We start from the raw sequence: 17,673 nt of genomic DNA, 5'->3' as shown, positions 1-17,673 counted from the left end.
CCCATGGGACAGTCCAGCCGCCAGGGGATGGGGTCGGGGCAGGGGCCAGGGGATGACGCGCTGGTCGTCCAGTTGGAGGTCGCCGAGGCGCGGCTCCGCATCGTCCTGGGGCTCACGGACGGCGTCGTCTTCGAGTTCGACGCGGAGGGCCGCTACGTCGGCATCTGGACGCAGTCGGATCTGCTGCTGACGCTGCCTCGGGAGCAGGCCCTGGGGCGCACGCTCATGGAGGTGCACGGTCCCCAGGTGGGAGCGTTCTTCATGGAGCGGCTCCGGCAGACGCTGGAGACGGGCCAGCCGCTGCGCTTCGAGTACAGCCTGGAGGTGGCGGGCGGGCACCGCTGGTTCAGCGCGGAGTCCATGCGGGTGCCTCACCGCACCACGGTGGCCTTCCTGGTGCGGGACATCACCCAGCACAAGGCGATGGAGCAGCGGCTGATCCAGGCCGACCGGCTGGCGGCGCTGGGCACGCTGGCGGCGGGGGTGGCGCACGAGGTGAACAACCCCCTGAGCTACGTCTCGTCGAACCTGAACTTCATCTCGGAGAACCTGACGGCGGTGAAGCGGGCCATGAGCGGCGTGGATGGGCCGCTCGATGTGACGTTCGTGGAGCGGCTGCTGGGAGAGTGCGCCGAGGCGCTCGCGGAGGCGCGAGAGGGCACCACCCGCATCCGCCACGTGGTGGGCGACCTGAAGACGTTCGCGCAGGTGGAGACGGAGGAGGGGCTCGCGGACGTGAAGCGGGCGCTCGAGTCGTCCCTCAGCCTGGTCACTCCGGAGCTGCGGCACCGGGCCCGGATCAACCGGCACCTGGAGGATGTGCCTCCCGTGCGGGGCAACGAGTCCCGGCTGGGACAGGTGTTCCTCAACCTGCTGATCAACGCGGCGCAGGCCATCGACTCGGGCGCTCCGGAGCGGAACCAGGTGGACGTGCACCTGCGCGGCGAGGGCCGGTGGGTGGTGATCGAGATTCAGGACACCGGGCATGGCATCCCGCCGGATCTCCTGAAGCTCATCTTCGATCCGTTCTTCTCGACCCGGCCGGTGGGGATTGGCACCGGGCTGGGGCTCTCCATCTGCCACGGCATCGTCACCGCGCTGGGCGGGGAGATCTCGGTGGAGAGCACCGTGGGGCGAGGGACGTGCTTCCGCGTGCGGCTGCCGGTGGGCGACGAGGACGCGGTGTCGGCTGGCACCGCGCCGATGTAGGCGCCCGAGCGGGCCTCAACGCCCTGCCTTCCGGAGGGTGGAGGCGGCCTGGGCGAGGGCCTCGTCGAGCTCGGCACCTTCTGCTCCGCGCCAGCGCTGCTCGGACTGAGCGTAGAGCCGGGTCATCCGTCGGCGCGCGGTCGAGGCGAGCGCGGCCAGCTCCGAGCCCGCGCGGCGCTTCCTGGAGGCGTGAGCGCTCTCGGGCACGTCGGACATCGTCTCGAGCATCACGTGGAGATCGTGCAGCTCGCCGAAGGCATCCTGGAGTTCCTTGAGGCGCTGGATGGTGTCGTGCACGCCGTCCAGCTTGCCGAAGGGCTCCAGCAGGTAGCGCACGCGCTTGGCGGTGATGCGGGAGGCATGCGCGCCCTCGACGTCGGCCATGCCTTCGATGCGGTCCAGGCGTTCTCGGAGGCGGTGGCCCTGGCGCACCACCCGCTTCGCGGTGTCCTTCCCGAAGGTGCGCCGACCGCTGGCCTTGGCGCGCTTCAGTTGCCGGCGCAGGCGCGCGGCGAGCCGGGGGAAGTCGCGGGCGAAGCGCTCGCGGATGTCGAGCAGCAGCTCCTCGTGGTGCTGGGTGAGGCGGGTGCGCAGGTGCGTGGCGGGGCTTGTCGTGGCGCGGCGGCTCCGAGAGTGCTCGGCGAGCCACTGCGCCTGGACCTCGGCGTCGCGGGCGGGGCCGGTGAGCTGGGTGAGCTCGCGCAGGGTCTCGAGGCTCTTGTCGGACACGGTGTCCGCGAAGAGCTTGCGGTAGGCGGCGAGGTACGTGCGCAGGTGGCGCAGGGCGACGCGGAGATCATGCAGCGCCTCCGGGTCATCGGGGCGAGGCAGGCGCTCGACGGCGGCTTCGGCCTCTTCCAGGTGCTGGAGCATGAGCTTCCGTGCCCCCTTCACGGCGGGCATGCGCGCGAGCTTCTTGGAGGCTGATGCCACGGGTCCTGAACCCCCTCCACACCGGTGAGGCGTGGTCGTTCGTCACCGAGCGTGAAATCTATGGAGGGGAACTGCAAGCCACCCAGGGGGCAGGGGCCACGGTGGGGTCATGGGGTGGACTGTCGGCCGCTCACCGAGGAGCCGAGCGCGTGGAGGCCGGGTGCAATGGATTGGGGCCCCCATCCGTAAGAGGGGGCATGAATGCTTCGGGTCTTCGTGGAATGGGGTCCCGGTTCTTCCGGTACCTGAGTGACGGTCGTGTCCCGCTGTGGAAGAAGCTCGCCGGGCTGCTGGCGGTGCTCTACTTCCTGTCTCCGGTGGATGCGCTGCCGGATTTCATTCCCGTGCTGGGCTGGCTGGACGATCTGGGCGTCCTGTCCGCCGCGGCCTGGTGGATGGCGCGGCAGGTCCAGCAGTACCGCCCGGAGGCCCGCTGGGACGGGGTGCCCCGGGACATGGACGGGCGCCCGCGCCTGCCTCCGCTGCACGACCCCATCTGAGTGTCGTGCGGGGCACCGCGCTGCCATGAGGGACGGCAGCGTGGTGGACGCTGCTCGGAGGAGGTGAGTATCTTCTCCGGGACGCGAGGAGCCTCACATGGTCGAGGTCGAAGCACCGCTGGCGGCACTTGGGACGCCGCACCGCTTCACGGTGGACGCCTACCATCGGATGCTGGAGTCTGGCATCCTAGATGAGGACGACCATGTCGAGCTGCTCGAGGGGGTCATTGTCGAGATGTCGCCTCAGGGAGCGGCTCACGCCAACATCATCACGCGGTTGACGCGGTTGTTGGTGCTGAGCCTGAGTGAGTCCTTCGAGGTGCGCCCCCAGTTGCCCCTCACCCTGGATGCGCAGAGCGAACCCGAGCCGGATCTCGCAGTGGTACCTGCGGCAGCCAGGTCTCGAGGAGAGCATCCGCACCATGCGCTCCTGGTGGTGGAGGTGGCGAGCGCCTCCCTCGCGCGAGACCGCGAGGTGAAGGCTCGCCTCTACGCCCGTGCATCCATCCCGGAGTACTGGCTGGTGGATGTGGAGCGGGAGTGCATCGAGGTGTACCGGGACCCCGATGAGGCGCAAGGACGCTACCGGAGCCGGGAAGTGCGCTCCGGTGGAGACGTGCTCGAGTGCCGGGCGCTGTCTGGCGTCTCCCTGCCTCTGTCGCGAATCTTCGGCTGAGTCGGCTGCCGCTCACGCCGCCTTGCCGACCGCCTGACGCCACGCCGCGAGGATGTGCTCGACGACCTCGGGCACTCCGACGTCCTTGTTCACCTGAGTGAAGAGGAAGGGCCCGTCGCCGCGCATCGCGCGGGAGTCGCGGTCCATCACGCCCAGGTCTGCTCCCACGTGGGGCGCCAGGTCCTTTTTGTTGATGACGAGCAGGTCCGACTGCGTGATGCCCGGGCCGCCCTTGCGCGGCACCTTGTCGCCTCCCGCCACGTCGATGACGTAGATGGTGTAGTCGACCAGCTCCCGGCTGTACTGCGCGGCCAGGTTGTCACCGCCGCTCTCGACGATGAGCAGCTCCGGCTTCACGTCGTGCATCAGCCCGTCGAGCGCGTCCAGGTTGTGGCTGATGTCCTCGCGGATGGCCGCGTGCGGGCAGCCTCCCGTCTCCACCGCCCGGATGCGCTCGGGGGGCAGCGCCTTGTTGCGGTGGAGGAACTCGGCGTCCTCCTTGGTGAAGATGTCGTTGGTCACGACGCCCAGCGAGTACTTGTCTCGGAGCGCCCGGCAGAGCGCCAGCACCAGCGCCGTCTTCCCGCTCCCCACCGGGCCACCGATGCCCACCGTGAACGACCGCTGGCCGTAGTCGCGAGGCAGCCGGGGCTCGCGCTCCCGGAACAGGCCGGGGCCCGACCAGTGCTCGTGGGTGTGTCCGTGGTCATGGTCGTGGTCGTGGCCATGTCCGTGGTCGTGGTCATGGTCGTGGTCGTGGTCGTGCATGGTGCTCCTCAGGACTGGAAGAGGCGGGAGTAGAGGCGATCGTGGGTGGCGCCGAGCAGGTCGATGAGCGGCGCGGGCTGGGACAGCTCGCTCAAGGTGAGCGGTGCACAGCGCTCGAGGATGGTGCTCTGCACGCCCGCCAGCTCATGCTGGAGCCGCTGGGCCTCATGCGGGCCGAGCAGCCCCAGCCGAACGGCGGCCGAGGCCACTCCGCGCAGCGCCAGGTGGAGGAACAGCTCCTGGGCCTGCTCGAGCGGCACCGCCAGGGCGCGGAGCGTGAAGCCGAACATGGGCGCGTGGTGGGCCAGCAGGGTACGAGCGCGGACCGAGGCATGGAGCCGCTGGAGCTCCTCCTCCGGGAAGATGCGCGCCGCGGTGGCCACCAGCGTGCGGCCCTGGGTGCGGCTGGTCCGGTTGGCGACGTGGTTGGACAGGAACGCGTCACACCACGCGTCCAGCTTCGCCGGCTCGGCGTCCGAGTCATGGGCCGCGCGCAGGAAGGGCAGGGCCCCATGGCCGGCCTGCCACAGTACGCCCTCGATGAAGGTGCGCAGGGCCTCCGGCTCCGCCAGCTCGCCCTGTTGAGCGGCGGCCTCCAGCCCCGCGGAGTGCGAGAAGCCTCCGGTGGGAAAGGCCGAGTCGGCGAGCTGCAGGACGCGCCAGCGGGTCGTCATGAGCTCAGAAGAGGCTGTACAGGCGGGCCAGGGGGACGTGGGTGGCCGGCTCGCATCGCAGCAGCTCGCCGTCGGCGCGCACCTCATAGGTCTCCGGGTCCACCGTGATGCGCGGCAGCGCGTCGTTCAGCTTCATGTCCCGCTTGCCGATGCCGCGGCAGTTGCGCACCGCGACCAGCTGCTTGTGCAGCCCCAGCGCCTTCACCCGCCCTTCCTCCAGCGAGCGCCGCGACACGAAGGCCACGCTGGTGGCGCCCGTGGCCTTGCCGAACGCGCCGAACATGGGGCGCATCTGCAGCGGCTGCGGCGTGGGGATGGACGCGTTGGCATCTCCCATCTGCGCCCAGGCGATGAAGCCACCCTTCACCACCAGCTCCGGCCGAGCGCCGAAGAAGGCCGGGCGCCAGAGCACCAGGTCCGCCAGCTTGCCCACCTCCACCGAGCCCACCTCGTGGCTGAAGCCGTGCGCGATGGCCGGGTTGATCGTGTACTTGGCCACGTAGCGGCGGATGCGGAGGTTGTCGTTGTCCCCGCGCTCGTCCTTCAGCCGGCCCCGCTGCTCGCGCATCTTGTGCGCCGTCTGCCAGGTGCGGGTGATCACCTCGCCCACCCGCCCCATGGCCTGGCTGTCGCTGGAGATGATGCTGATGGCGCCCAGGTCGTGGAGGATGTCCTCTGCGGCGATGGTCTCTCCACGGATGCGGCTCTCGGCGAAGGCCACGTCCTCGGGGATCTGCCGATCCAGGTGGTGGCAGACCATGAGCATGTCCAGGTGCTCGTCCAGCGTGTTCACCGTGTACGGGCGCGTCGGGTTCGTCGAGCTGGGGATGACGTTGGGCTCGCCGCACACGCGGATGATGTCCGGCGCGTGGCCGCCGCCCGCGCCCTCCGAGTGGTACGTGTGGATGGTGCGCCCCTTGAACGCGGCGATGGAGTCATCCACGAAGCCCGACTCGTTGAGCGTGTCGGTGTGGATGGTGACCTGGATGTCCTCCGCCTCGGCCACGCCCAGGCAGCAGTCGATGGCCGGCGGCGTGGTGCCCCAGTCCTCGTGCAGCTTCAGGCCCGCCGCGCCGGCGCGGATCTGATCCACCAGCCCCGCCGGGTGCGAGGTGTTGCCCTTGCCCGTGAGCGCGATGTTCAGCGGCAGCGTGTCCGTGGCCTGCAGCATCAGCTCGATGTTGCGCGCGCCCGGCGTGCAGGTGGTGGCGTTGGTGCCCGTGGCGGGCCCCGTGCCTCCTCCGAGGAAGGTGGTGACGCCCGAGGCGATGGCCTCGAAGGCCTGCTGCGGACAGATGTAGTGGATGTGCGCGTCGATGCCGCCCGCCGTGACGATGTGGCCCTCGGCGGAGATGACCTCGGTGGTGACGCCCACGAGCATCCCCGGCGTGACGCCCGGCATCACCCGCGGGTTGCCCGCCTTGCCGATGCCCACGATGCGGCCGTGCTTGATGCCGATGTCCGCCTTGTAGATGCCGGTGAAGTCGACGATGAGGGCGTTGGTGATGACGCAGTCGAGCGCCTCCGCGTCCCCGATGCCCTCCATCTGCCCCATCCGGTCGCGCAGCACCTTGCCGCCGCCGAACTTGCACTCGTCTCCATAGGAGGTGAAGTCCCGCTCCACCTCGGCGATGAGGCCCGTGTCACCCAGGCGCACCCGGTCTCCCGTGGTGGGCCCGTACATGTCCGCGTAGTGGCGGCGATCCAGGGTGCGGCTCACGGTGTGCCTCCTGCCTGCGGCGTCGGTGCGATGGGGACGAGCGTCACCGTCTTCCTGTCCCCGGGCTCGAAGCGGACCGCCGTGCCCGAGGGGATGTCCAGCCGCATGCCCGCGGCCTGGGCGCGGTCGAACTCGAGCGCGCGGTTGGTGTGCTCGAAGGGATAGTGGCTGCCCACCTGGATGGGGCGGTCCCCGCGGTTCTCCACCGCGAGCGTGAGGCGGGGGCGGCCCGGGTTGAGGGCAATCTCCCCCGGCTGCGGGAGCAGCTCACCGGGAGCCGGCGCGGACTCGGCGGCGGCGGCGAACACCGAGGCGGCGGGGACGGGCAGGAAGCTCCCGTAGAGCGCCAGCGCCAGGTCTCCCTGGTCCAGCGCGATGGGGTGGTGGACGGTGACGAGCTTGGTGCCGTCCGGGAACGTGCCCTCCACCTGCACCTCGTGGAGCATCTCCGCGACGCCCGGGAGCACCTGCGCCCGTCCGAGCATCCTCCGTCCCAGGTCCATCAGCTCGGCGACGGGGCGCCCGTCGCGGATGAGCTCGAGCAGCTGGGTGGACAGCAGCGCGACGGTCTCGGGGTAGTTGAGGCGCAGGCCGCGAGCCAGTCGCTTCTGGGCCAGGAAACCAGCGGCGTGGAGCGTGAGCTTGTCGAGCTCGCGCGGGACCAGGTGCATGGGGGCCTCTCGGGGACAACCAGACGCCCTCGATGATGCCGCAGCGCGTCAGCCGCGTCACCATTTCCTTGCGAGCGGGTCGTCGCCCAGCACCTGGGGCAGGAGCCGCAGGCGGGCCTTCACGGCGGACATGGCCTCCTCTACGGAGGTGGCGGCCACTCGCAGCAGGGCGCCGTCCTCCCCGAGCGGGCTGGTGGTCTCGATGACGGAGGCGCGCCGCCGCAGGGGCGCCAGGGGGCGCAGGAGGGCCTCGCGCAGGGGCGCCACCTCCGGGCCGAAGACGGCGAGCGTGGCCAGGGCCTCGAAGCGCCCCATGCGCGCGGGCAGGGCGCCCTCCTCGGGCGTGAGGCGGAGGGCGTCGAGGAAGAGGGGCACGCCCTCGCGCTGGATGAGGGTGCGGCTCAGGTAGTGCGCGAAGGCCCACCGCTCGCCTCGCGCGGCCCGCCCGCAGGAGAGGGCATCCAGCAGGACGAGCGAGGCGCGGGGCGCGAGCGTGACGGTGGTCTCCTGCTCGTAGCGAGCGTCCGCGAAGCAGGAAACCGGGTCCGGCAGCAGGACGAGCAGCCCCTCCTCTGCGACGCGGGCGTGGAGCGCCTGCCGGCAGCCTCGCGGGGAGCGGTACACCTTGGTGGAGGACTGCGTCGAGAGCAGGCCGGTGGCGCGCGCGCCGACATCCACCTCGACATGGACCGAGTCTCCATCCACGAGCCCGCCGCCGAAGCTGGCCAGGTAGGCCCACACGCCCCGGCCGTGGTTGCGCGGCAGCAGCAGCTTGAGGGGACTGTTGGCGCGTGCGGCGCGGACGACCGTACCGCGAGCCCCGCGCTCGAGCGCGAGCACTCCTCGCCCGGCGGCGTGCTGTGAGGGTGTCTCCTCGAGCGCGAGAGCCTGCATGCGCCGCTCAGCCGCCGCGGTTCTCGAAGTGGACGAAGTCGATGAGGAACGTGGCGGCCACTACCAGGCTGCGCAGCCGCGGGTCCCTCACGTCTCCGAAGGTGACGCCGAAGCTGTCGGCGTCGGTGAACATCTCCTTGCCGAACCCGCTCCACTTCTTCTGGATCTTCCCCACCTCGCGGCCCTGCTCCTCGATGTTGAACGTCCACGGCTTGAAGAACGGCCCGCGCAGCGTGGCGAGCACCTCGCCGGAGGGGCCGTGCACCTCGTAGAGCCGCTCGAAGAAGGCGAAGCGCTGCTGGATGGCGCCCAGCGGGCGGCCCGAGCCGTCCTCCACGTCCAGGTGGGCGAACCACCAGCGCCAGGGCCGCTTGAGCCGCAGCAGGGTGGCGCCATCGGGCGTCTTCAGCTCCATGGTGAAGGGGCGGTTGGCCTTGAGGAAGAGGCGGGTCAGGAGTGCGCCCAGGCCTCCCTCCACCTCCCCGGCGAAGAACACGGGCTGCCCGTCCTCTCCCACCACCTGGTACTTGTTGCGCGTCTCAAAGCCTGTGAGGATCTCCCCCCACTCCTTCTTCTGTTGCACGCGCAGCGCGCTGTGGTGCTGGAAGAGGGTGAGGGCGGTCGAATCGGATCGCATTGGCGGCCTCGGGACGAGAGTTGGGTACACCCTAGCGCCCCGAGGCCCCTTCCGTCAGGAGAGAACCCTCACCGCGTGGCCAGCGTGTCCACGTGCTGGCGCAGCTTCGCCTCGTCGCCGATGCAGGCGCTGAGGCCCGCCAGCGGCTGGGCCGCCTGGGCGATGCGGCCCCTCGTGCGAGGCCCCGCCGCCGCCAGCCACGCCACGCCCAGCGCCAGCTCCGCCACCTCGGGCACGCCGGTGAGCTCCGAGGCGAGCGCGAGCAGCGCGTCCACCGCCTTCTTCACCTGGGCGCCGTGCAGCGGGTGGTTGCTGGTGATGCCCTGCCGCAGCAACTCCAGCAGCGCGAGCGCGGTGGCGCGCGCCTGGCGCACCGGCTCCGGACCGGTGCCCGTGCCCGCCCACAGGCCGCTGGCGAGCTGGCGGGACAGCAGCGCCGTGACGTCCGCGCCGGAAGCCTCCTCGTGCTCGGCGAAGGGCTCCTCGCTCGCGTAGCCGTCGTCCAGCATCTCCGCCTTCGCGCTCTCCAGGGGCTCGGGCGCCGGCGCGCTCTTGCCCTTGATCATCCGCTCCAGGTCGGCCGCAGCCTCGAGGACGCGCTCGGCCACCTCGCGACGCACCTCGCCCACGATGCCAGAGACACTGAAGGAGGGCCGACCCGGCGCGGCCGCGACGGGCGCCGGGGCGGAACGGCTCGGCGCGGCAGCCGGAGGCGGAGGCGGGGCTCCACCCGGCGCCATGCCCCCCACGGCGGGGAAGGAGCCCGTCGTCGCCCGCTTCCGGCTCTTCTGGGGCATTCCCTGGCTCTGGGCCCGACCGAAGCCACGGCCATCGACGGCTATGTCCTTCTCCTCCTGCTTCTCCGTGCCGAACATGCCCCAGCCCGCGGGAGCGTTGACGGGGACGACGCGGGTCTCCGGCTGGCCCGAGGCGCGGCGATCGCCGGTGCGCTCCTCCACCACGACGAAGGAGGTGTACTTCGTGACGATCTGGTGCGCCACGGCGAGCTGGACGATGCGCTCCTTCATCCGCTGGGCGCGGCGGCCGTCGAGCTCGGCCCCCTCCCATGCGCGGATGCGCTCGGCGGCCCACAGCTTCTCCACGGCGGGACGGTCCGAGGTCGCGGAGAAGTCCACGGGGACGGTGAGGGAGAACGGCTCGCGGCCCGAGCGACCCTTGAGCGTCACCTTGCCCAGGCCCGGCGTGGGGTAGCGGCCGAAGAGCGTCCACGGCACGGCGTCCACCAGCGGCGGCAGCTCCGCGGGGGCCAGCTCCGCGCCCTCCACGCCCTCGAAGCGGACCTCCAGCTCGGTGACGCGCGGGGCGAGCGCGCGGGAGAACTGGGCCACCACCTTGTCGTCGATGCGCTCGCCCGGGTGGATGAACTCCACCGCGCCGCCGGTCTGCCGCGCCATGTCGCGCAGCAGCACGTCGCTCACGTTGGTGCCGATGCCGAACGAGTACACGCGCGTCGTCTTCCGGGCGCCGAGCACCGCGCGGAGGATCTCCTCCTCGTTGCCCACCTGTCCGTCCGTGAGGAGCACCACCACGCCGTCCGGCGCGCCCTGCACGGCGGCCATCATGGGCTGGAGCAGCTCCGTGCCGCCGGAGGCGTGCAGCGCGGCTACCCACCGGTCGGCCTGCTCCAGCGTCTTCTGCGTGAAGACGACCGGCTCGGGGGCGAACGTCCGGTAGCTGTTCTCGAAGGCGATGATGTTGAAGCGGTCCCCCTCGCGCAGGTGGCGCAGGCACAGCCGCAGCGCGCCCTGGGCCTGCGGCAGGCTCGCCCCCTCCATGGAGCCGGAGGTGTCCACCACGAAGACCACCTCCTGCCGCTTCGCCACGCCCGCCATCTCGAGCAGGTCCGGCACCACGGTGAGGGCGAAGGTGCCCGGGTTCTCGCCCTGGCGGTGGGTGACGAGCGTGGTGAGCGAGGTGGAGGTGTCCTCGCCGCGCACGGTGAGGACGAAGTCGCGGTCGAGTGCCACCTCGCCCGTGGCGAACTTCACGCGCACCTTCTGGCCGTCCTTCTCCAGCTTCAGCGCGTGCGAGGGGCTCTCCACCACCACCGGGCGGCCCAGGTCCACCAGCAGGTCCATCTTCAGGCCGTAGGCCACATGGCCGATCGGCGGGGTGATGCGGTCGGCGTCCGGCACCCGGGGGGTGGGGCTGGCCGTGCCGTGTCCGGTCCGGTCCCCCTGCGTGTTGCCGGGGATGTAGCGCGGGGCCACCAGCGTGGGCAGCATCCACCGCACGCTGCCCTCCTCCACCTGGATGGCCTGGAGGAACTCCACCTCCACCAGCGTCTCCTCGTCGGGCAGCAGGTTGCCCACCTGGGCGGTGAAGACGTTGGGGCGCTCCTGATCCAGCAGGGCGGCGCCGTGGCCCGCGGTGACGGCGTCGTCATAGGCGCGGAAGGCCTCCTCGCGCTCCTTCACCACGCCCTGCACCTTGCGGCCGTTGCACTCCATGGAGAAGCCGGTGAGCGTCCCGTCCGAGGGCAGCGGGAACACGTAGACGGCCTCCACCGGACGGCGCTCGGCGTTGCGGTAGCGCTGGCGCACGCGCACCCGCGCATGCCCGCCGAGCAGCTCACCTGTCACTTCCACGCCCTGGAGGGGAACCTGCGCGCCGTCCCGGGTGAACAGCCCGCACTGCGCCTTCTGGCCTGCCTGCTCGGTCGTCATCTGGCTCTACCTTTCTTCCGACTGCTCGATGAGGGCGCGCACGCGCTCGGCGAGCGCCCGGGTCTTGTCATCCGCCGTGTCCGCGAGGTGCAGCTCCAGCCCCGGCGCCAGCTCCCAGCGCCGATAGCCTGCCACCTGCACCTGCCTGCCTGCTGAGGCGGGCCCCGTCGTGGACACCTCCGCGGCCTTGAGCGGTTCCGGCGCCGCGGCGGGCGGCGGCGGAAGGATGTCGGTGGGCACCTCGGACTCCGCCAGCGCGCGCAGCTCCTCGGGGCTCAGCCGCGCCAGCTCCACCTGGATGGCATCCAGCGGCAGGAAGCGCGCCTGCAGCACGCGAATGGCCTTGAGCCGCCGCAGGTGCTCCTCGCCATAGACGGTGTCCGGACCCTTGAAGGGCGGAGCGGGGAGCAGCCCGCGCTGCACGTAGTAGCGCACCGTGCGCGGCGAGACGCCCGCCTCGGCGGCCAGCTCGGCCAGCTTCCACTCGGTCTGTGTCTTCGTCGGGCTCACGAGAGCAACAGTAAGACTCGACAGCGGAAGTGTCAAGATGACAGTTGGTGGGAACCTGCCACTGGCGGGATGTCTTGCAGGGAGGGGAGAGGTGGGAGAGAAGGAGCCATGGACGCAAGCGCGAGCGGGCTCGACTTCTCCTCCATCCGGGTCATTGGCGCGGCGGTGACGCCAGCGGTGATGGTGTCCGGGTGCGGCATCCTGGCGACGGGGTTGGACAACCAGGTGGCGCGGATGACGACGCGGGTGCGGGAGATGGTGCGCGAGTGGCGCTCGCTGCCGGAGGGGCACGCGCGGCGCACGCTGCTCCAGCAGGAGGTGGCCATCCTGGATCAGCGGCACGCGCTGCTGGCGAAGGCGCTGATGCTGGACTACGCGGCGATGCTGTCCTTCGTGGTGACGTCGCTGCTGTACCTGGTGCAGCGGCGCTTCAGCGTGCCCGAGGTGGCGCCGGTGGTGTCCTTCTCGCTGGGGGTGGTGCTGGTGGGCGGCATCGCCGTCTACGCGCTGGCCTCGCTGCGGCTCAGCCGGCGGGCCATCGCGCTGGAGCAGCGGGAGATGTTCGAGGAGCGTCCTCCCTCCGCCGGGCCCTGAGCGAGCCGCCTGAAGGCCACGCCCTGCCCACCCGGGCGCGGCTCATCGCCCCACACCCAGCGCGCGCAGCAGCTCCAGGGGAATGGGGATGATGGTCTGGTTGCCGCCGCCGGTGATCTCCACCAGGGTCTGCAGGTAGCGCAGCTGGAGCGTGGCGGGGTTGCGGCTGAGCACGTCGGCCGCCTGGGCGAGCCGCTCGGCGGCCTGGTGCTCGCCCTCGGCGGCGATGATCTTCGCGCGCCGCTCGCGCTCGGCCTCGGCCTGGCGGGCGATGGCGCGCTGCATCTCCGCCGGCAGGTCGATGTGCTTCACCTCCACGTTGGAGACCTTGATGCCCCACGGATCCGTGTGGGCGTCGAGCACCTGCTGGATGTCCCGGTTGATGCGATCGCGCTGGGAGAGCAGCTCGTCCAGCTCCACCTGGCCCAGGATGGCGCGCAGCGTGGTCTGCGCCAGCTGGCTGGTGGCATAGAGGAAGTCCTCCACCTGGAGCACCGCCTTGTCGGCGTGGATGACGCGGAAGTAGACGACGGCGTTCACCTTCACGCTGACGTTGTCCTTGGTGATGACGTCCTGCGGGGGCACGTCCTTGGCCACGGTGCGCAGATCGATGACGACCATGCGCTCGACGAAGGGGATGAGCCAGCGGAAGCCGGCGTTCTTGAGCCCGATGTAGCGGCCGAGCCGGAAGACGACGCCGCTCTCGTATTCGTTGACGATGCGCACCCCTGAAATGAAGAGGAGGAAGATCAGCGCCAGGGGGATGAGCAGGCCGAAGGTTCCCAGGACATCATTCATGTCTTCACCTCGTCGACATAAAGGGTGAGACCTTCCACGCGGCGGACCACCACATGGGCGCCGCGTGGCAGGGAGGTGTGAGAGCTGGCCCGCCAGCGCTCCCCATGGACGAACACCTCGCCGCCCTCGGAGGAGAGGGGGGTGAGGGCGGTGCCGAGCTCTCCCACGAGCCCCAGGGCCCCCGCGCGCTGGGGCAGCCGGCGGGACTCGGCGCCGCGGAAGGCCACGAACACGGCGCACCCGGCGACGACCAGGGCGGTGGGCAGTACCAGCGACAGCGGCACGTGCAGGCGCACGGAGCGATCGGCGAACCAGCTCGGGTCGAAGCGATCCACGAGCAGCACGCCCCCCAGGATGAGCATCAGCGCGCCGCTGGCGCCGAGCAGCCCGCTGGTGACGAACAGCTCCGCGATGAGCAGCCCGATGCCCAGCGCGAGCAGGGCGACGGCTCCCGCGCGCACGGGCAGGACGGAGGAGGCCAGCAGGGCGAGCACCAGGGCCACCAGCCCCAGGAGGCCCGGGATGATGAGGCCCGGGTTCGACAGCTCCACGGTGATGCCCAGCGCCGCCACCAGGAAGAGCAGGTAGAGGACCGCGGGCTGCGAGAGCGCGTGGAGCAGGCGATGGGAGGGGCTCGGCGTGAGCTCCACCACCTGGGCGTCGCGGGTGGCGAGCAGCCTGGGGCCGTCCGGCGTCTCCACGCGCCGGCCATCCGCCCAGGCGAGGAACGCCTCCTCCGAGGCGACCACCTGCTCCACGACGCGCAGCTCCACGGCGCGGTCGGCCGGGACGCTGACGCTCTCGCGCACGGCGGTGGCGGCCCACTCGGCGTTGCGGCCCCGCTGCCGGGCAATGCTCTCGGCGAAGGCGACGGTATCGTTCTCGAGCTTGCGGGCCATGGCCTCGCCCCCGGCCTGCTCGGGATCCTGTCCGGAGAGGCCAACGACGGGGTGTGCCGCGCCGATATTCGTGCCGGGCGCCATGGCGGCCAGGTGCGAGGCGAGGGTGATGAAGACGCCCGCGCTGCCAGCCCGAGCACCCGAGGGCCCGACCCAGACCAGCACGGGCACGCGCGAGCCGAGGAAGGCCCGGACGATGTCGCGGGTGGACTCCAGGGAGCCGCCGGGGGTGTCCAACCGGACGAGCAGCGCGGCGTGTCCCGCCTCCTCGGCTCGCCTCACGCAGTCGGCCAGGTAGGCGCCGGAGCCGGCATCCACCGTCCCGTCGAGGACACAGCGCGAGAGGACGGGCCTGTCAGGCGGGCCCGCCGCGAGGACGCTGCTGCCGAGCATCAACGCCGCCAACAGGAGCAGGAAGGTCCTCCCGCGGGCTCTCTGCGCCTGGGCGTTCATGGCGAGGGGCTCGAGTGATGGACGACGGCCAGCCCGCGAGGCGCGAGGGGCTTCTCGTGGACCAGCGAGTCCAGCAGGCGGAGGAAGTCCAGCAGCAGCCGGGGCACGAGGAAGTGCTGGCGTACGTGCTCGCGGCCCTGCTCGCCCAGGCATTGCGCCTCCTGCGGGTGCTGGAGCAGGTGCAGCACGGCCTCGGCGCACTCCTCCACGGAGTCCACGAGGATGCCGCCGGTGCCCTCGGGCATCTGCAGGGGGATGCCTCCAGCGCGTCCGGCGACGACGGGGGTGCCCTTCCACAGCGCCTCGGAGACGACGAGGCCGAAGCCCTCGCGGATGGACTTCTGGATGACGACATCCGAGAGGGCCTGGAAGGCGTTGACCTCGATGTTGCCCACGCCCACCAGGTTGGTGAAGACGTGGATGAAGTTGTCGTTGGCGGTGGCGTCGCGGATCTGCCGGTAGACGTCCCAGCCCTCGGGGTCGTCCAGGGCGAGCGAGCCCACCATGGCCAGCTGCAGGTTGGGGATGTGGGCTCGCACCTTCCGGTAGGCGGCGATGACGCCGAGCGGATCCTTCCACGGATCAAAGCGGCTGATCTGCGTGACGAGGGGGCGGGTGGTGCGCACGCCGATCCACGACAGGACGTGGCGGGCGAGGTCCTCCGGGAGGGTGAGGTTCTTGGGGCTCAGCGGGTCGATGGCCGGCGAGTGGATGGCGATGTGGGAGATGGGGAAGCGCGGAGGGATGAACTCGGGGAGGGTGAAGATGGCGGCGTCGTAGGCGCCGAGGAACGGGCGGAGGAACTCCCAGGCCTGCGGGTTGGGGCGTGAGGTGTCGATGTGGCAGCGCCAGATCCACCGGGCGCCCTTGCGGCCACCGAGCATGGGCAGGGCGGCCGGTTGCGGATCATGGACGATGATGAAGTCGTAGTCGTCCGAGAGGTGGCTGGCGTTGAGCTGCGAGTGGGCCAGGTACGTGGCCTTGTCCAACTCGGAGAACTCGCCGGGGGCGCCCTGGAGCGCGTTGTGGAGGCGCTTGGTGATGTGGAAGAAGGCCTCGTCGCCGCGGATGATCTGCCAGTCGGTGACGATGCCGAGATCATTGAGCAGGGGCACGCCCGAGCGGAGCAGCTCCGAGACACCGCCGCCATAGGGGGTGGCGTTCAGGTGGAGGCAGCGGACGCCGCGCAGGCGCTCGGCGAGGCGGAGCACCTCGTCGAGCTGCGCATCGGGCGCAATTCCCCGGTAGGCCGAGAACGAACGTTTGCCGAGGTCGACGAGATCCAGCATCGGGCTCTCCGGGGTGGTATCCTGGAGAACGTGGCCACGTCGGGGTCCAGCTTCAGCTGAGCAGGGCGGGAAGCCGGGATGGGGGGCCGGGGCACGGAGGCCCGCCGGGACGCACGCTCATCCAATGCCGAACGAAAGCTCGCGCGGCGCGTTGCCATGCAGGGGAGCGCTACCTAGGGTCGGGAATCCTCAGGGAGGCCCCATGCGTCGCGCCGTGCTCATCGCCGCTGTCCTGGCAGCCGTTGCCATTGCCTGCCGTACCACGCAGCCGCCAGGGACGGAGAACCAGGTGCCCATCGATCAGGTGGGCCCGGAGCCTGTGCAGAACGTGCCGGCGGAGCCCCCCGGGCCCGCGGGCCCCATCACCGCGCCCATGGCGGGAGACGCCGGGACGCCGGGATAGGCCCGAGGCCGGGAGGGCCCTCACTTCCTACTGAAAGATGTTGGCGCGAGCCGCCTCGGCGATGGCGACGACGGCGGGGTGGCGCAGGCGCCGCTCCACGGTGATGGCGTAGAAGCAGTTCTCCACCTCGTGGGTGCGGCCGATGATGGAGACGTCGAGCTGGCGGGCCACCTCGTCCTCGATGACGGAGGGCATGGCGAAGACGCCGAGCCCGCGCTGACCGAATGCCTCGAGGAGGGCGCTGTCGTCGAAGTCGCCGACGACGGTGGGGTGGACGCCATGGGTGTCGAACCAGACGTCCAGGGCGTGGCGCACGGAGCTGGACTCGGTGGGCATGAGCATGGGCGCGCCGTCCAGGGAGTTGGGGAAGTCCTTCTTCAGGTGCGAGTGGGAGTTCGCGGCGAAGAAGGAGACGCCACACTTGCCGAGCAGGTGGTTGAAGGAGCGGACGCTGACGGGCTCGGAGCCCGGGGCGTCGGCGATGACGACGTCCAGCTCATGGAGGGCGAGCGAGGCGAGCAGCTGGGGCAGCGGGCCCTCGCGGCAGACGAGGCGCAGGGGGCCGACATCGAGAGCGGGCTGGAGGAGGCGCTCGGCGACGGCCTTGGGGACGACATCGGCGACGCCGACCTGGAGGCGCAGCTGCTGGCCGGAGGGCAGACCGCCGACGACGTTCTTCAGCTCGTTGCCGAGGCGGAAGATTTCGTCGGCGTAGCGCATGACGGTGCGGCCCACGTCGGTGAGGACGAGCTTGCGGCCCTGGCGCTCGAAGAGCTTGTGGCCGAGGGACTCCTCGAGGAGCTTGATCTGGCTGCTGATGGTGGGCTGGGCGAGATGGAGCTCCTCACCCGCCTTGGCGATGGTGCCGGCGCGGGCAACGGTCCAGAAATAGAGGAGGTGGTGATAGTTGAGCCAGCTCACGGGAACCTCAGAAGGGCAGCCTTGGGAAAATCACGAAAAAATCGAAGGGTTCTGTCCAGAGGACCCCCCAAGACGATTTTTGGGCACACGAGAGTGGAACGCTGTGGCGGTAGGGGAGCAGCCGAGCGGGCGAGCGGGAGGGGGACAAGATGCTCACAACACGCTTGACGTGGGAGGGGAGTCCCCGTAAATCGGCGCTGCTTTCGCAGCGGCACCCGCCCAGGTAGCTCAGTTGGTAGAGCAGGGGACTGAAAATCCCCGTGTCGGTGGTTCGATTCCGCCCCTGGGCACAGAATTTGAAAGGTTCGAGGGCGCTGGACTCCGGTCCGGCGCCCTTCTTTTTTCCGCAGGGTGCTTGGGTCGCGCTTGACGGTGGGGATGCTCAGCGGACCCCAATGTCATGAGATGAGTTGGAGCTTGCGGTTCGTACAGCAGCC

General features: G+C 70.7%; 18 protein-coding genes and 1 tRNA gene. 6 read left to right on the top strand and 13 right to left on the bottom strand.

What is annotated here, in order from left to right; genetic code table 11:
• The first annotated feature begins 3 nt into the window (after positions 1–3).
• Positions 4–1,209, top strand: a complete 1,206-nt coding sequence (locus KY572_RS37770) for a sensor histidine kinase (RefSeq protein WP_224248572.1) — start codon at positions 4–6, stop codon at positions 1,207–1,209.
• A gap of 15 nt (positions 1,210–1,224) precedes the next feature.
• Here the strand turns inward: KY572_RS37770 and KY572_RS37765 are convergent, their stop codons facing one another.
• Entirely contained in the window at positions 1,225–2,142 is a 918-nt protein-coding gene (locus KY572_RS37765) for a CHAD domain-containing protein (RefSeq protein ID WP_224248571.1), read from the bottom strand.
• A 197-nt stretch (positions 2,143–2,339) separates the two neighbouring features.
• Here KY572_RS37765 and KY572_RS37760 point away from each other — a divergent pair, with 197 nt between their 5' ends.
• Entirely contained in the window at positions 2,340–2,642 is a 303-nt protein-coding gene (locus KY572_RS37760; protein ID WP_224248570.1) for a YkvA family protein, read from the top strand.
• 97 nt (positions 2,643–2,739) lie between these two features.
• Entirely contained in the window at positions 2,740–3,318 is a 579-nt protein-coding gene (locus KY572_RS37755; protein WP_224248569.1) for a Uma2 family endonuclease, read from the top strand.
• A 12-nt stretch (positions 3,319–3,330) separates the two neighbouring features.
• On the opposite strand, the gene ureG is transcribed toward KY572_RS37755, so the two are convergent.
• The 8 genes from ureG to KY572_RS37715 form a co-directional block, all read right to left on the bottom strand.
• Positions 3,331–4,086 carry an urease accessory protein UreG gene (gene ureG, locus KY572_RS37750; protein ID WP_224248568.1) on the bottom strand — a complete coding sequence of 252 codons (756 nt, stop codon included), beginning with the start codon at positions 4,084–4,086 and terminating at the stop codon, positions 3,331–3,333.
• A gap of 8 nt (positions 4,087–4,094) precedes the next feature.
• Positions 4,095–4,760, bottom strand: a complete 666-nt coding sequence (locus KY572_RS37745) for an urease accessory protein UreF (RefSeq protein ID WP_224248567.1) — start codon at positions 4,758–4,760, stop codon at positions 4,095–4,097.
• A gap of 4 nt (positions 4,761–4,764) precedes the next feature.
• Positions 4,765–6,480, bottom strand: a complete 1,716-nt coding sequence (gene ureC / locus KY572_RS37740; RefSeq protein WP_224248566.1) for an urease subunit alpha — start codon at positions 6,478–6,480, stop codon at positions 4,765–4,767.
• Positions 6,477–7,151 (bottom strand): urease subunit gamma, encoded by a 675-nt coding sequence (ureA, locus tag KY572_RS37735; RefSeq protein ID WP_224248565.1) that lies wholly within the window; start codon positions 7,149–7,151, stop codon positions 6,477–6,479. The genes ureC and ureA overlap by 4 nt, the downstream gene beginning before the upstream one ends.
• Positions 7,152–7,208: 57 nt before the next feature.
• On the bottom strand, positions 7,209–8,045 hold the full coding sequence (locus KY572_RS37730; RefSeq protein WP_224248564.1) for an urease accessory protein UreD: 837 nt from the start codon (positions 8,043–8,045) through the stop codon (positions 7,209–7,211).
• Positions 8,046–8,052: 7 nt separating this feature from the next.
• Positions 8,053–8,682 (bottom strand): phospholipid scramblase-related protein, encoded by a 630-nt coding sequence (locus KY572_RS37725; RefSeq protein ID WP_224248563.1) that lies wholly within the window; start codon positions 8,680–8,682, stop codon positions 8,053–8,055.
• 68 nt (positions 8,683–8,750) lie between these two features.
• The gene (locus KY572_RS37720; protein ID WP_224248562.1) at positions 8,751–11,369 is read right to left on the bottom strand and encodes a VIT domain-containing protein; all 2,619 of its coding nucleotides are present in this window, start codon (positions 11,367–11,369) and stop codon (positions 8,751–8,753) included.
• A 6-nt stretch (positions 11,370–11,375) separates the two neighbouring features.
• A complete protein-coding gene (locus KY572_RS37715; RefSeq protein ID WP_224248561.1) occupies positions 11,376–11,879 on the bottom strand; it encodes a helix-turn-helix domain-containing protein in 504 nt (167 codons plus the stop codon).
• A gap of 108 nt (positions 11,880–11,987) precedes the next feature.
• On the opposite strand from KY572_RS37715, the gene KY572_RS37710 reads away from it, so the two are divergent.
• A complete protein-coding gene (locus KY572_RS37710) occupies positions 11,988–12,473 on the top strand; it encodes a DUF2721 domain-containing protein (protein WP_224248560.1) in 486 nt (161 codons plus the stop codon).
• Between the two features lie 42 nt (positions 12,474–12,515).
• Here the strand turns inward: KY572_RS37710 and KY572_RS37705 are convergent, their stop codons facing one another.
• From KY572_RS37705 to KY572_RS37695, 3 genes are read right to left on the bottom strand one after another with little or no spacing between them, the layout of a single operon-like run.
• Positions 12,516–13,271, bottom strand: coding sequence for a slipin family protein (locus tag KY572_RS37705; protein ID WP_224248559.1), 756 nt, complete (start codon positions 13,269–13,271; stop codon positions 12,516–12,518).
• Positions 13,268–14,623: an NfeD family protein gene (locus tag KY572_RS37700; protein WP_317987949.1), complete on the bottom strand. Its 1,356-nt coding sequence runs from the start codon at positions 14,621–14,623 to the stop codon at positions 13,268–13,270. Before KY572_RS37700 ends, KY572_RS37705 begins: the two co-directional genes overlap by 4 nt.
• On the bottom strand, positions 14,620–15,912 hold the full coding sequence (locus tag KY572_RS37695; protein ID WP_224248558.1) for a glycosyltransferase: 1,293 nt from the start codon (positions 15,910–15,912) through the stop codon (positions 14,620–14,622). The genes KY572_RS37700 and KY572_RS37695 overlap by 4 nt, the downstream gene beginning before the upstream one ends.
• Positions 15,913–16,114: 202 nt before the next feature.
• Between KY572_RS37695 and KY572_RS37690 the strand changes: the two genes are divergently transcribed.
• A complete protein-coding gene (locus KY572_RS37690; RefSeq protein ID WP_224248557.1) occupies positions 16,115–16,315 on the top strand; it encodes a hypothetical protein in 201 nt (66 codons plus the stop codon).
• 27 nt (positions 16,316–16,342) lie between these two features.
• On the opposite strand, the gene nhaR is transcribed toward KY572_RS37690, so the two are convergent.
• Positions 16,343–17,236: a transcriptional activator NhaR gene (nhaR, locus tag KY572_RS37685; RefSeq protein WP_224248556.1), complete on the bottom strand. Its 894-nt coding sequence runs from the start codon at positions 17,234–17,236 to the stop codon at positions 16,343–16,345.
• A 217-nt stretch (positions 17,237–17,453) separates the two neighbouring features.
• On the opposite strand from nhaR, the gene KY572_RS37680 reads away from it, so the two are divergent.
• A tRNA-Phe gene (locus KY572_RS37680) sits at positions 17,454–17,526 on the top strand.
• The last annotated feature ends 147 nt before the right edge of the window (positions 17,527–17,673 follow it).

It is taken from the genome of Hyalangium gracile, from assembly GCF_020103725.1.
Lineage (GTDB): Bacteria > Myxococcota > Myxococcia > Myxococcales > Myxococcaceae > Hyalangium > Hyalangium gracile.
The sequence above is the reverse complement of the archived record's forward strand: the minus strand, read 5'-3'. Positions and strand labels throughout refer to the sequence as shown.

What these genes read in the sequence shown, in the direction of transcription:
- KY572_RS37720 (WP_224248562.1), bottom strand. Translation starts at nt 11,369, where the DNA reads ATGACGACCGAGCAGGCAGGCCAGAAGGCGCAGTGCGGGCTGTTCACC.
- KY572_RS37745 (WP_224248567.1), bottom strand. Translation starts at nt 4,760, where the DNA reads ATGACGACCCGCTGGCGCGTCCTGCAGCTCGCCGACTCGGCCTTTCCC.
- KY572_RS37690 (WP_224248557.1), top strand. Translation starts at nt 16,115, where the DNA reads ATGCGTCGCGCCGTGCTCATCGCCGCTGTCCTGGCAGCCGTTGCCATT.
- KY572_RS37710 (WP_224248560.1), top strand. Translation starts at nt 11,988, where the DNA reads ATGGACGCAAGCGCGAGCGGGCTCGACTTCTCCTCCATCCGGGTCATT.
- KY572_RS37705 (WP_224248559.1), bottom strand. Translation starts at nt 13,271, where the DNA reads ATGAATGATGTCCTGGGAACCTTCGGCCTGCTCATCCCCCTGGCGCTG.
- KY572_RS37755 (WP_224248569.1), top strand. Translation starts at nt 2,740, where the DNA reads ATGGTCGAGGTCGAAGCACCGCTGGCGGCACTTGGGACGCCGCACCGC.
- KY572_RS37695 (WP_224248558.1), bottom strand. Translation starts at nt 15,912, where the DNA reads ATGCTGGATCTCGTCGACCTCGGCAAACGTTCGTTCTCGGCCTACCGG.
- KY572_RS37760 (WP_224248570.1), top strand. Translation starts at nt 2,340, where the DNA reads ATGAATGCTTCGGGTCTTCGTGGAATGGGGTCCCGGTTCTTCCGGTAC.
- KY572_RS37730 (WP_224248564.1), bottom strand. Translation starts at nt 8,045, where the DNA reads ATGCAGGCTCTCGCGCTCGAGGAGACACCCTCACAGCACGCCGCCGGG.
- KY572_RS37725 (WP_224248563.1), bottom strand. Translation starts at nt 8,682, where the DNA reads ATGCGATCCGATTCGACCGCCCTCACCCTCTTCCAGCACCACAGCGCG.
- ureA (WP_224248565.1), bottom strand. Translation starts at nt 7,151, where the DNA reads ATGCACCTGGTCCCGCGCGAGCTCGACAAGCTCACGCTCCACGCCGCT.
- KY572_RS37770 (WP_224248572.1), top strand. Translation starts at nt 4, where the DNA reads ATGGGACAGTCCAGCCGCCAGGGGATGGGGTCGGGGCAGGGGCCAGGG.
- ureG (WP_224248568.1), bottom strand. Translation starts at nt 4,086, where the DNA reads ATGCACGACCACGACCACGACCATGACCACGACCACGGACATGGCCAC.
- KY572_RS37700 (WP_317987949.1), bottom strand. Translation starts at nt 14,623, where the DNA reads ATGAACGCCCAGGCGCAGAGAGCCCGCGGGAGGACCTTCCTGCTCCTG.